We start from the raw sequence: 418 nt of genomic DNA on the forward strand, positions 1-418 counted from the left end.
AAGGCCATCGACATCACCCGCACCGGCCGGGACGGACTGATCTGCCGGGACAACATCCGCGCCGACATCCGGATCTCGTTCTTCGTCCGGGTCAACAAGACCACCGAGGACGTCATCAAGGTCGCGCAGGCCATCGGCACGGCGCGGGCCAGCGACAAGGAGACGTTGCAGGAGCTGTTCAACGCCAAGTTCTCCGAGGCGCTGAAGACGGTCGGCAAGCAGCTCGACTTCACCGATCTCTACACCAAGCGCGACGAGTTCAGGGACCGGATCATCCAGGTCATCGGCACCGACCTCAACGGCTACAGCCTGGAGGACGCGGCGATCGACTACCTGGAGCAGACGCCGCTCGCGCAGCTGGACACCCACAACATCCTGGACGCCCAGGGCATCCGGAAGATCACCGAGCTGACGGCGA

The 418-nt window shown here is 64.1% G+C and carries 1 protein-coding gene; it reads left to right on the forward strand.

Going from position 1 to position 418, the window contains the following annotated elements; all coding sequences use genetic code 11:
* Window positions 1-418, forward strand: a 418-nt coding sequence (locus tag BHU15_RS36595) for an SPFH domain-containing protein (protein ID WP_438285006.1), incomplete at both ends; no start/stop codon positions are given.

The sequence above is a fragment of the Streptomyces niveus genome (genome assembly GCF_001723055.1).
In the GTDB taxonomy this organism is placed as follows: Bacteria; Actinomycetota; Actinomycetes; order Streptomycetales; family Streptomycetaceae; genus Streptomyces; species Streptomyces niveus.